We start from the raw sequence: 12,767 nt of genomic DNA on the forward strand, positions 1-12,767 counted from the left end.
CGGTGCGTACGCTGCTGCCGGCCGGTTACCAACCGAAGCCCGCGCCCATGCCGATCGAACGGTCGTCGCCACTGAGCGCACCGCCCACGGTCAAGGTGGCGCGCGGGCTGATCGCACGCTGGTAGCCCACCGACAACGCCGATTCGCCGTTCTGGAAACCGACACCGGCACCGATGCGGTTCGGCGAGGCGATACCCGCCACGCTGGCGGACATGTTCAACATCGCCGAGCTCATCGCACCCTGGCGGTCCAGGCGACGGTTCTGCCTGCGCAGACGGTCCTCGATATCGCCCTGGTAGCTTTCGAAGCTGTCGGCCATCGCGCTGTAGCGGCTGTCGGTGTAGCTGTTGGCCGCGGCAACCCCGCTGTCCAGCTGGCCCTTGTTGACCGCATCGGTGGCACGCGTACCGGCGGCCACATTGGCCACCTGACGCTCGCCGCCCACGCTGCCCACCGACACCGTATTGGCGCGGTCGGCGACCGAGCCCTGGCCCAGTGCCACGGCACCCTGCGCGGTGGCACGGGCGCCCTGACCGATCGCGGTGCCGGACGCAGCGGTCACTTGCGCGCCTTCGCCCATGGCCACCGCATTGGTGGCCACTGCCGCGATCTGCGTGTTGGCGCCCACCGCCGTGCTGCCATCGGCATTGACGCGTGCGTTGGAGCCGATCGCGGTGTCGTTGGGGCCGTGCGCATAGGCGCTGCCGCCGATGGCCGTGCCGGTCACGTGGTTGGCCACTGCAGCGGTCCCCACCGCCGTGGAGGTAGCCGCCGGAGTGATGCTGCCAACCGCTGCCGTGGTCGGCGTGCCCTGCACGCCGGCGGCTGCGCCGCTCCCGTTGCCTGCAGCGGCACTGGCGGCCGGCGTTGGGACAGGCGCCGTCTCGCCGGCGACCGAAGTCGCCGACACCGCACCGGCATCATCGGCAGCGCTGCCAGCACCGGTGCTTCGTGCACCGCTCATCCGCGTTGCTGCAGTACGTAGTGCAGACACCCGCGAGGCGGTCGCCGTGCCTGCACGCGCATCCAGTTCGCTGACCTTGCTGTCCAGCGCGGTCAATGCAGCGCCCACGTTGTTGTAGCTGGCGCCCTGGATCACATAGGTCGGCGCCACGAACAGGCCTTGTGCACCGATCGCCGCACCGCCGCCGAGGAAGCTGGCGGTATTGCTCAACGACTGGAACAGCTGGCCGCCGTTGATCGCATCGGTACTGCTGCCTGCGAGCGCGCCGGCACCCACATTGACGATGCGCCGCGTGGCCGGGCCACCGCGGCCGTTGCCGTTGCCCACCGACACCACATTGGCGTCGTAGGTGCGCGATCCCGAGCCCAAGGCCACCGAATCGGCACCGCTGGCGCCGGCGTTGGCACCCAGCGCAAGCGCATTGCGCGCGCTCTCCCGGGTGAAGGCGCTGTAGCCCATCGCCAGACTGTTGTTGCCGAGCGCCCGCGCCTGCACGCCCAACGCGACCGCGGCACTGCCCACCTCGCCGACGAAGACACCAACGCCGGCATCGCGTCCGATTGCGATCGCATCGGGCGCATCGGCCTTGGCATTGGTCCCCAAGGCGATGGTGTCGCCGTAGATGATCGAAGTATCGGCGCCACTGCCGATCGCGATGCTGCGGCTGGACGCAGCACGCGCGTCGTAACCGATGGCGATCGCCTCCGCCGCCTGCGCCGACGAAGCGGCACCCAGCGACACCGTGCGCGGCCCGAATGAGCCGGCGCTATGCCCGATGGCCACCGCGTCGACGTTGTTGTCGTTGCCGAACACATTGGCGTTGTAGCCCAGGGCGATGGCGTAGTCGGCCTCGCTACGCGCGCCTGCACCGATCGCCACGCTGCCCAGACCCGAGCTCCCCGCACTGAACAGCGTGTTGCTGATCAGCGAGAACCCACCGATGGTGATGCTGCGCTCCCCGAACGCCGCTGCACTGCTGCCAACCGCAACGCTGCTCTCGCCATTGCCAAGCGCAGCAAATCCCACGGCGGTGGCCAGCCTGCCGGTGGTCACCGCATTGAATCCCAATGCCGAAGACGCCGCGCCACGCGCCGCCGAGAAACTACCCAGCGCGGTATTGGTCTCTTCCAGCGCCTGCGCGGCGAAGCCCATCGCCGTGGACTGCGCGCCGCGTGCCGATGCACCGGTGCCCACCGCAGTGGCAAAGGTCTGCATGGCCTGCGCGCCACCGCCCAATGCCACCGCGCCACGCCCTTGCGCTGTGGTCGCCTGTTCCTGTTCGCCGACGATGAAGCCGGTCGCATCGAACAACGGCACGCTGGCCACACCGCCCAGTGCCACCGCCGACGCATCCGAAGCGCTGGCGTTGCGCCCTACCGCCACGGTGTCGCGGCCGACTGCCGCGCTACCGGAACCCAGCGCATTGGCACCATCGCCCAATGCATTGCTGGCGCTGCCAAGGGCAATGGCATCACTGCCTTCGGCAAAGGCATCCGGCGCCTCGGTATCGGATTTGGCCAGCGCCAGATGACGGTCCAGACGCGAAGCCCAGATGACGGTCCAGACGCGAAGCGATGGCACCAACGCGATCGAGCTGCGCCAGGTTCACCGCATCGGTGGCCTCGGTACCGGCGGCAACGTTGGTGATCTGCCGAGTCAAGCCGGTCTGCGCGTTGCCCACCGACACCGTATTGCTGCGGTCGGCATACGAATACGCACCCAAGGCCACGGCGCTGGACGGGGAGCGGTTCCAGGCATCGTCGATCAGATCGCCCACCCGTGCGCCATACCCGATCGCCAGCGCATCGACGCCGTTGGTTTGCGCATCCGCACCGATGGCGGTGTTGTTGCCGTTGAACCACGAGGTCGCAGCGCGCGCACCCACCGCGACGCTGTTCTCGGCGTAGGTGACGCTCTCCTGGCCGATCGACACGCTGCCATCGCCCATCGTCAATGCAGAGCCGCCCAGGGCAACGGTATGCGGCGCGAAGGTTCCGGCGGAATGACCGATCACAATCGCATCGGTATTGCCCGGCTGATTGGGGAAGACGTTGGAGTTGTAGCCGATCGCGATCGCGTAGTCGGACTGGCTCTGCGCGCCGGCACCCAGCGCGATGCCACCGAGCCCTGTCGCCGCATTGATCGACCCCTGGGTGCTTCTGCTGGCACCGCCGATGGCCACGCTATCGGCACCGCTGGCGAGCGAGCTGTCGCCCATCGCCACCGTGCCGGTGCCGGTGCCGCGTGCGCCGAAACCCACCGCCGTGGCGAAATCGCCGCTCGCATTGGCGCTGTAACCCAGCGCGGCACCGCCAAAACCCGACACCTGCGACAAACCACCCACCGCCGTGGCGGCATCCTGCGCAGTGCGTGCGTGATACCCCAATGCCGTGCTCTGTATGCCGCCGGCAATGGTGCCGGTGCCCACCGCCGTGGTCAGCGGATCGACCGCCTTGGCACCGCCACCGATGGCGGTGGACGCAATGCCGGTGGCCTCGGTGGCTTGCTCGCTGCTGCTGATGATGAAGCCAAACGCGTCGTACTCGTAGACCGTCGCCACCCCGCCGATGGCAACCGCAGAGGTTCCGACGGCCACCGCATTGCGCCCCACCGCCGTCGTGTCGCGTTCCAGTGCCAGGCTGCCGGCTCCCAGCGCACTGGCGCCATCGGCCAACGCATTGCTCGCGGCCCCCAGCGCGATGGCATCGCGTCCATCCACAAACGGAGGAACCTCGCCGTCCTCGTCCGCCGCTGTCGTCGCCCCCCCGCCGGTGGTCGGCACGGCTGCATCGGCGAGCGCATCGGCACCGGTCATGGCCGCCATTGAGGACGCAAGGCAGCTCTGCCGACCGTCGAAGACGGCGCAGCGTTCGGTGGCAATGCGGGCCTGGGCCGCCGCAGTTGCCGGCATGCCCCCGCCGGCCAGCACGATGCAGACGGCAATCGCCAGCCCGCTGCGTGCCTGCGCTCCCACCCAGACGTGGAGAGTTGAGATAATCCGGTCACGCTTCGCCGTACCGGAGGGAGAATTCCCTCCGGCATGTCTGATATTTTTCATTAACGACTTACTCCCCATTATGGTCAGGCGTATAAGAACCGACCACCGTGCGCCACTGTGGCGCAGGGTCCCCCTGAGGTTTTATCGAGCGCAGCAACTCCCGTTCGCCTTTATTTCCCGGCGAAAACAGCAATCGCGAGTGTCCAGCAGCAGTGCGAACTGTACGGATATGTAACGCACAAAGAATTTATTGAAAATCCGAATGACTAAAAGCGAACCATGTCACGTGGATAAAAAAAAAGAACTCCGCACCGAATAACTATTATTTTTTATAGTTGCCATAAGTAAACCTTATGGTTGTTTCGTGACTTTGTGGCGACTGCGAGGCCGGGGCAGCCCGGGACTCGACAACGCAGCGGGCAGTCCGGGACTCAGCGCGACGAATAAACGTCTGTAGAGCCGCCAGGCGGGCGCAGCCAGTGCTCGCAATCGATATTTGCCGGCCGAGCACTGCTGACCCGAGCGCACCGCCCACACCCGGCTGCCCACTGCTCGCTACGTCCTGCCAGCCCCTCAGCGGGACCGGTCAGTCGCATGCAGGCAATGCAAGCATCGGTTGCCGTTGTTCACACCCGCAGCTGTCACAGCAGCGTCTTTTCTGCGGCAGCAGCGCTGCAACGATGGTTGAGCGCGGATTCCGGCGCCCCGTGCGATGCGACGTCCTCGCAGGCATGACCTGATCTTTCGGCACCGCGGGTAAACCGCCTGCAGTCTGTCATGCCTCGCCGGCCAACCTGCGATGGTGGCCAGGGCCACATGGCAGGCGTTGCGCGGGTGAGCCGGGCCAGGCGACTGGAGAACCGTGCAACGCAAGGCACACGATACCGACCGCCCACTCGGGCCGGAGCCGGCGATGGCGCGTAGAGGCCTGTGCAAAACCCGCTGCGTGCGACACCGGGCGGGCGGGCTCCCAGCCACCCGGCACATGCCTTTCCCGGCACGCGATAGCACGCTTTGCATTCACCGCAATGTACACACCACGCGCCAAACGCGAACGGCCGCGTGCATCGCTGCACACGGCCGCCAGCACAAAAGCGCATGGTGCAGTCAGCGCATGCGGCTCCTGCGCATCCGGCTCAACCGCACCAGACGCGCGCGTTGCGGAACATCCGCAACCAGGGCGACTCCTCGCCCCAGTCCGCCGGATGCCAACTCAGGTTCACCGTGCGCGGGGTGCGCTCGGGATGCGGCATCAGGATGGTGGCGCGGCCATCGGCGCTGGTCAGGCCGGTGATGCCGTCCGGCGAGCCGTTAGGATTGAGCGGGTAGCGCGAGGCCGCCACGCCATCGCCATCGATGAAGCGCAGGGCCACCCGTGCGGCCGCCTGGTCCACGGCGGTATCGAATTCGGCGCGGCCTTCGCCGTGCGCCACCGCCACCGGGATCCGCGAACCGGCCATGCCGCGCAGGAAGATCGACGGCGATTCCACCACCTCCAGCAGCGCGGTGCGTGCCTCGAACTGTTCGCTGCGGTTGCGCAAAAAGCGCGGCCAATGCTCGGCACCGGGAATGATGTCCTTGAGCTGGCTGAGCATCTGGCAGCCGTTGCACACGCCCAGCGCGAAGGTGTCGCTGCGCGCAAAGAATGCGGCAAAGGCATCGCGCAAGGCCGAGCGCTCCAGGATCGAGGTGGCCCAGCCGCGGCCGGCCCCCAGCACGTCGCCGTAGCTGAAACCGCCGCAGGCCGCGAAGCCGGCGAACTGCGCCAGATCCACGCGCCCGGCGATCAGGTCGCTCATATGCACGTCGAACGCGCGGAACCCGGCGCGCTCGAAGTTGTAGGCCATCTCGATCTGCCCGTTGACGCCCTGCTCGCGCAGGATCGCCACCTTGGGCCGCGCACCGGTGGCCACGAACGGCGCGGCCACGTCTTCGGACGGATCGAACGCCAGCTTCGGACGCAGACCGGGCGCCTGGAAATCCCGCGCCAGCGCGCGCTCTTCGTCGGCGCTGTCGGGGTTGTCGCGCAGCTTCTGCATGGCGTGGGTCACCGACCACCAGGCATCGAACAGCTCTTCCCAACGCCATTCGGCCAGCACCCGGCCCTGCCCGCTGACCCGCACCCGCGGCGTGCCGGTGGGGCGTGCGATGCGCTGCGCGCATTCGGTCAGCGCATGCCGCTCGACCAGATCGGCGAACGCGGCGCGATCTTCGCTGGCGATCTGCACCACCGCACCCAGTTCCTCGTTGAACAGGCTGCGGAACGCGTCCTCGCCCCAGGCATCGAGGGTGATGTCCAGGCCCTGGCGCGAGGCGAACGCCATCTCGCACAGCGCCGCAAACGCGCCGCCATCGCTGCGATCGTGATACGCCAGCAGCAGCCCGCTCTGGCGCGCATCGCGGATCAACTCGAAGAAGCTGCGCAGCCGCTGCGCATCGTCCAGGTCCGGCACGTCACCGCCGAATGCCGGCAGCGCCGCAGCGTCGGCGTACACCTGCGCCAGCACCGACCCACCCAGACGCTGCTTGCCGCCGCCGAGCCCGATCAACCACAGCTCGCTTTGCTCATCGTTGCGCAACAGCGGCGTCAGCTGGGTGCGGACATCGCTTACCGGCGCAAACGCACTGATGATCAGCGAGACGGGGGAAACGCTCTTGTGGGTGGTGGGATTGGGCATTGGGGATTGGGGATTGGCAAGAGCGGAGGGCTCCGGTGTTTCGCCAATCCCGAATGCCGAATCACCAATCCCGGCCTCAACCCACTGCGCCTGCATCGACAGCGAATCCTTGCCCACCGGGATGCTCAGCTCCAGCGCCGGGCACAGTTCCATGCCGACCGCGCGCACCGCGTCGTACAGCAGCGCGTCTTCGCCGGGGTGACCGGCGGCGGCCATCCAGTTGGCCGACAGCTTGATGCTGTCCAGCGCTTGCACCGGTGCGGCGCACAGGTTGGTGATCGCCTCGCCGACCGCCATGCGCGCGGAGGCGGCGGCATTCAGCAGCGCCAGCGGGGCGCGCTCGCCGATCGACATCGCCTCGCCTTCGAAGGTCTCGAACCCGGCCAGGGTGATCGCGCAATCGGCCAATGGCAGCTGCCACGGCCCGATCATCTGCTCGCGTGCGGTCAGCCCGCCCACGCTGCGGTCGCCGATGGTGACCAGAAAGCTCTTGGACGCCACGGTGGGATGCGCCAGCACGCGCAGGCCCGCCTGCTGCAGATCCAGCCCGGCGGTCTGCAGCGCCGGCCACTTGGGCGCGGCCGGATGCACGGCATCGCGATGCATCTTCGGTGCCTTGCCGAACAGGACGTCCATGGGCAGGTTGATCGGGAGCTGGGATTGGGGATTGGGGATTGGGGATTGGTTGGAAGCAGGAGCGACTCCAGCACCCGAGGAAGCGCCGTTGCGAATCCCGAATCCCGCATCTCCAATCCCGGAGTCGAAGACTCCATACCCCACCACCAGCCGCTCCTCGGCCGTGGCCACGCCGACGGCGGCGAACGGGCAGCGCTCGCGGGCGCAGATGGCGGCGAATTGCTCCAGGCGCGCCTGCGGTACGCCCAGCACGTAGCGTTCCTGCGATTCGTTGCACCACAGTTCCAGCGGTGACAGCGAGGGGTCGTCGCTGAGCACGCGGCCCAGGTCGATGATGCCGCCCACGCCCGAGTCGTGCAGCAGTTCGGGGATGGCGTTGGACAGGCCGCCCGCACCCACGTCATGGAACCAGCGGATCGGGTTGTCGGTGCCCAGCGCCACGCAGCGGTCGATGACCTCCTGGCAGCGGCGCTCCATTTCCGGGTTTTCGCGCTGCACGCTGGCAAAATCCAGCGCCTCGGCGCTGTCGCCGGCAGCCACCGAACTGGCCGCGCCGCCGCCCAGGCCGATCAGCATCGCCGGCCCGCCGAGCACGATCACCGCATCGCCCGGCTGCAGGCGCAGCTTTTCCACCTGGTTGCGATCGATCGCGCCCAGGCCGCCGGCCAGCATGATCGGCTTGTCGTAGGCGCGGGTCAGGCCCTGCCCCTCGGCAAGCTCGAAGCTGCGGAAATAGCCGAGCAGGTTCGGCCGGCCGAATTCGTTGTTGAACGCGGCACCGCCCAGCGGGCCGTCGAGCATGATGTCCAGCGCCGGCGCCATGCGCGGGTTCAGCGCGCGCGGCGCTTCCCACGGCTGCGGCAGGGTGGGAATGCGCAGGTGCGAGACCGAAAACCCGGTCAGGCCGGCCTTGGGTTTGCCGCCGCGGCCGGTGGCGCCCTCGTCGCGGATCTCCCCGCCCGCACCGGTGGCCGCGCCGGGGAACGGCGCGATCGCGGTCGGGTGGTTGTGCGTTTCCACCTTGATCGCAAATGCCGACGGCAACACCGCTTCGCTGCGGTACTCGCCGCTGGCAGGGTCCGGGCGGTAGCGCGCAGCCGGCACGCCTTCCACCACCGCCGCGTTGTCGCTGTAGGCCGACAAGGTGTGCTGCGGGGTCTGCTGGTGGGTGTGCTTGATCATCCGGAACAACGAGCGTTCCTGCGGCTTGCCGTCGATGGTCCAGCTGGCATTGAAGATCTTGTGCCGGCAATGTTCGGAGTTGGCCTGGGCGAACATCATCAGCTCGACATCGGCCGGATCGCGGCCCAGGGCGGCGAAGCGTTCGCGCAGGTAGTCGATCTCGTCCTGCGCCAGCGCCAGGCCCAGCTCGCGGTTGGCCTGCTCCAGCCCGTCCAGCGGCACGCGCTGCAGCTGGCCCGGGTCGGGCACGTTGAACAGCGCCTCGGCCGCAGCGGCCGACCCCAGCAGCGACTGCGTCATCGGGTCGTGCAGCAGCCTGGCCACCGCGGCCTGCGCGGCGGCATCGGCCGGCCAGCCGACCAGATCGATACGGGTGCCCCGCTCCACGCGCTGGATCGGCTGCCCGGCCCCACGCACCAGCTCGGTGGCCTTGCTCGACCACGGCGACAGCGTGCCCAGGCGCGGCACCACATAGCGCGAAGAGGCGTCCTGGTCGCGCGGCGCCGGCTCTGCGCCGGCCTGCAGGATCCGCTGCAAGGTCACCTGATCGGGCGCTTGCCCGGCCTCGGCGCGGACGAAGTAGACGTGCCAGGCGCCGGTGATGCGCAGCGCGGGAACGAGGGTTTGCAGGCGGGTTTCGAGCCGAGCGCGGCGGAACGGCGAAAGGGCGGAAGCGCCCTCGAGGACCATCATGTCCGGGGAACCGTGTCAGAAACGGGGCTGCAGATTGTAACGGAGCCGATGGGTCGGCGTCGGTCGCGCGTGCGGCGGCAGGCAATCGGCCAGCGAATCAGGCCGAAGGCCACCAGTCCACGTTCGTTCGACGCGGCCACCATGACGGGCGGACGAGCGAAGCGAGCTGGCGCTTGGCTGTCTGGCTGTCTGGCTGGCGAGCTGGCGCCTGGCTGTCTGGCTGTCTGGCTGTCTGGCTGACGCGTTGGCGACCAGCCATCGGGCTAACGCGCTGGTTGGCAGCGCCCTGTCCTGCCCACCTGTCTTCGTCCACTCCCCCATCGTGGCCCTGCAACCGGCGCAGTCGCGCGACCTGGCAGTGGCGACATCTGCGCGCAGATGCAGCCGATCCACACCACCGCCTGCGCAAGCCGGCTGTCCGACACCACCCGGCCGCTCGATCAAGCCAGCCATTCCATCCCGAAACGCAAAAGGCCGGAATGCAGACGCATCCCGGCCCTCCAGCGAGCGCCCGGCCATCGAGGGCCAGCGCCAACGCGGCATCACACGACCGCGTCGCTATGGATCAGCGGCTGCCGCCCGCCGTGGTGACGGCGCGCTTTTCCAGCGCTTCACGCAGCTGCGCCGGCGGCAGGTAGCCGCCGAGCTGGGTACCGTCGGGCGCAAAGATCGCCGGAGTACCGTTGACGCCAAGACGCTGACCCAGGGCGTATTCCATCGACACCGGGTTCTTGCAGTCCTTGGAGTTGACCGGCTGGCCCGACTTGGCCGCCGTCAACGCCTGCTTGCGGTCGGCCGCGCACCACACCGCAATCATTTCCTTGTGGTCCTGGCTGCCCAGACCCATGCGCGGGAAAGCCAGGTATTCGACCGCAATCCCCTGCTTGTTGAGCTCGCCGATCTCGCTGTGCAGCTTGCGGCAGTAGCCGCATTCCACATCGGTGAAGACGGTCACGGTGTACTTCGGGTTGGCCGGCGCGAACACGATGCGATCGGCCTTGGGCACCGTCTCCAGCTGCTTGCGGCGGTAGGCCAGCAGGCCCGGGCTGGCCGCGAACTGCTTGTTCTGGATGTCGAACGGCTGCGCCTGGATCAGATAGCGGCCGTCGTCGCTGACGTACAGCACCTGCCCGCCGACCACCACTTCGCGGAACCCGGGAAACGGCGCGGCACCGATGTAGTCCGGCTTGAAGTCCGGGTCCAGCGCCTTCAGCGCACTGCCCACGCGCTGGTCGACATTTCCCGACGCGGCGGCGGCAGGAGCGGCAGCGGGCTTGGTTCCGGCAGTGCTTGCCGCAGGCTGCGAGGACTGCGCGCAGGCAGTGAGGCTGAGTGCGCCCAGCAGCGCGGCGATAGCAAGACGATACATTCACGCATCCAGTGGAATGGGGTCGCACGATTCTCGCACAGGGCGGATGAAGCCTGGCAGCGGCCGCGACGGTTTGTTCGCGTGCGCGCCGGCAAGTGGCGATTCCCAGGACTTCGGCGCATCGGAATGCACGTTGCACCGCCATTCGTGCGGCGGTAACGACGGGGTGGCGCCCACCGCACCGTCATTGCCCGGGCTGCACCCGGAACCTGATGCCTGCCGCTCCCGCCTGTCCTAGCCGCGCGGATGGTGCCGGGCATGCAGCGTCTGCAGGTGCTGACGCGCCACGAGCGTGTAGATCTGGGTGGTCGAGAGCGAGCTGTGGCCCAGCAGCATCTGCAGCGCGCGCAGGTCGGCGCCATGGTTGAGCAGGTGGGTGGCGAAGCTGTGCCGAAGGCCATGCGGGCTGACCGTGGCCGGATCGATGCCGGCCAGCGCCGCGTAGCGCTTGACCAGCGTCCAGAACTGCTGGCGGCTGAGCGGCTGGCGCGCGGCATCGATGAACAGCGGCACCTGCCCGTCTGCGGCGGGCACTGCCTTGCCGTCGGCCAGCAGCGGGCGCGCCTCGCGCAGATAGCGCTCCAGCCAGTGCTGGGACTCCTCGCCCAGCGGCACCAGGCGTTCCTTGCTGCCCTTGCCGGTGACGCGCATGACGCCCTGGCGCAGATTGACTCCCACCGCCGGCAGCTCGACCAGCTCGCTGACGCGCAGCCCGGCCGCATACATCAATTCCAGCATGGCGCGGTCGCGCAGGCCCAACGGCGTCTGCACATCCGGCGCCGCCAGCAAGGCATCGACCTGGGTTTCGGTCAGCGCCTTGGGCAGGGAACGCGGCAGGCGTGGCGGGTCCAGCAAGGCGGTGGGATCGTCGCTGCGCACGCCATCGCGCAGCAGCAGCCCATAGAAGGCGCGCAGGGTGGACAACAGCCGGGCATTGCTGCGCGGGGAATAGCGCGCCTCGGTGCGCCAGCGCAGGTAGTCGAACAAGGCCGGACGCTGCATTCCCGACAGGCCGCCACCGGCACCGTCGCACCAGCGCGCCAGCCCTTCCAGGTCGCGTCGGTAGCTGTCCAGCGTCTGTCGCGCCACGCCGTTTTCGGCCCAGAACCGGTCGACAAAGCGTTCGATCGCCGCCGCATCGGCCGTCTGCAAGGGCGGCAGCTGCCGGGCGAGTTGGCGACGTTCGGCGGGGCTGCTGGCAGACATCGCCACAGCATAGAACGTGACCGACGGCATGCGCGAGACGGGGACTGCCTTCGGCAACGCGCATCCAGCGCTTGCCCGGCTGGTTGGTCACCGCACAGGCACGCCACACCGACGCCTGCCATGCACTGCCGCAGCGCGGCGTTGCCGTTGCGCTGGCGCCGGCTATGCTCGCGGCATGACGGCGATTCCTGCACCCCGCACTGCGCGCCCGCCTGCCCTGCTGGGCTGGCGGATACTGTCCCTGTGTTACGACGTCTGGCCGGCGCTGGCGCTCTGGATGCTGGTGTCCACCGGCTTCACGCTGGGCTTCACCCTGGCCGGACACCCCGCCCGCCAGAACATCGCTCCCTTCAGCGCCTGGCAGTGGCTGCTGTGGCTGTGCTGCTGGATCGTGGCGGGCGTGTACGCCACGGTCAGTTGGCGCCGCGGCGGGCAGACCCTGGGCATGCGTCCGTGGCGGCTGCGATTGCGCGAGCCGCGCCCCAGCTGGCGACAGGCCTGGACGCGTTATGCGGTGGGCACGCTGTCGCTGGCCCTGGCCGGCGCCGGATTCTGGTGGGCCTGGGTGGACCGCGACCGGCTCACCTGGCATGACCGCGCGAGCGGGACCGGCCTACAGCGCATTCCCAAGCCCGCCCGGTGAACAGATGGCAGTTCAGGTGCGGACCGAGCCCGACTGAGAATGAGTCGATGGCGACGTCGTCGAGCAGGCACGCTCCAGATCCGCCCGGACAGTGTCGTCTACCGTGAAAACGGCGACGGGCGCTCGATCCATGCCTGTATCAGACTGCCCAGCAGATACAACACGACCAGAAACGGCGGCACCAATACGAGGTAACTCGCCAGCCAGGACAGGCCAGATGCCCAGGAGCCGGCACCGACCGCATCCAGCAGCGCGAGCTGTGGGGTAAGCGGCAATTGCAGCATCACAAACCGCCCCTTATCGTCCCCACCCGCTTGCTGAGCGATCCACAGGCAGAGCACCGTCGGCATCGCGTACAGCACGCACAATGCGATGCCGAACACGCTGGGACGCCACCG

At 68.4% G+C, this 12,767-nt stretch carries 7 protein-coding genes; 1 reads left to right on the forward strand and 6 read right to left on the reverse strand.

Annotated elements, in window-relative coordinates; genetic code table 11:
- Window positions 1-25: 25 nt before the first annotated feature.
- The 5 genes from ACCQ05_RS17850 to xerD form a co-directional block, all read right to left on the reverse strand.
- Window positions 26-2,545, reverse strand: a complete 2,520-nt coding sequence (locus ACCQ05_RS17850; RefSeq protein ID WP_372391840.1) for a YadA family autotransporter adhesin — start codon at window positions 2,543-2,545, stop codon at window positions 26-28.
- On the reverse strand, window positions 2,436-3,779 hold the full coding sequence (locus tag ACCQ05_RS17855) for a hypothetical protein (protein WP_372391842.1): 1,344 nt from the start codon (window positions 3,777-3,779) through the stop codon (window positions 2,436-2,438). The genes ACCQ05_RS17850 and ACCQ05_RS17855 overlap by 110 nt, the downstream gene beginning before the upstream one ends.
- Window positions 3,780-5,098: 1,319 nt before the next feature.
- Entirely contained in the window at window positions 5,099-9,151 is a 4,053-nt protein-coding gene (purL, locus tag ACCQ05_RS17860) for a phosphoribosylformylglycinamidine synthase (RefSeq protein WP_372391844.1), read from the reverse strand.
- Between the two features lie 565 nt (window positions 9,152-9,716).
- Entirely contained in the window at window positions 9,717-10,520 is an 804-nt protein-coding gene (locus tag ACCQ05_RS17865; RefSeq protein ID WP_372391846.1) for a DsbC family protein, read from the reverse strand.
- A 234-nt stretch (window positions 10,521-10,754) separates the two neighbouring features.
- Window positions 10,755-11,726 (reverse strand): site-specific tyrosine recombinase XerD, encoded by a 972-nt coding sequence (gene xerD, locus ACCQ05_RS17870; RefSeq protein ID WP_372391848.1) that lies wholly within the window; start codon window positions 11,724-11,726, stop codon window positions 10,755-10,757.
- 175 nt (window positions 11,727-11,901) lie between these two features.
- Between xerD and ACCQ05_RS17875 the strand changes: the two genes are divergently transcribed.
- The gene (locus ACCQ05_RS17875; protein WP_372391850.1) at window positions 11,902-12,369 is read left to right on the forward strand and encodes an RDD family protein; all 468 of its coding nucleotides are present in this window, start codon (window positions 11,902-11,904) and stop codon (window positions 12,367-12,369) included.
- 98 nt (window positions 12,370-12,467) lie between these two features.
- Here ACCQ05_RS17875 and ACCQ05_RS17880 read toward each other — a convergent pair whose 3' ends face one another.
- Window positions 12,468-12,719 (reverse strand): hypothetical protein, encoded by a 252-nt coding sequence (locus tag ACCQ05_RS17880; RefSeq protein ID WP_228962200.1) that lies wholly within the window; start codon window positions 12,717-12,719, stop codon window positions 12,468-12,470.
- Window positions 12,720-12,767: the final 48 nt, after the last annotated feature.

The organism is Xanthomonas sp. NCPPB 3582, from assembly GCF_041475735.2.
Taxonomy (GTDB): domain Bacteria; phylum Pseudomonadota; class Gammaproteobacteria; order Xanthomonadales; family Xanthomonadaceae; genus Xanthomonas; species Xanthomonas codiaei.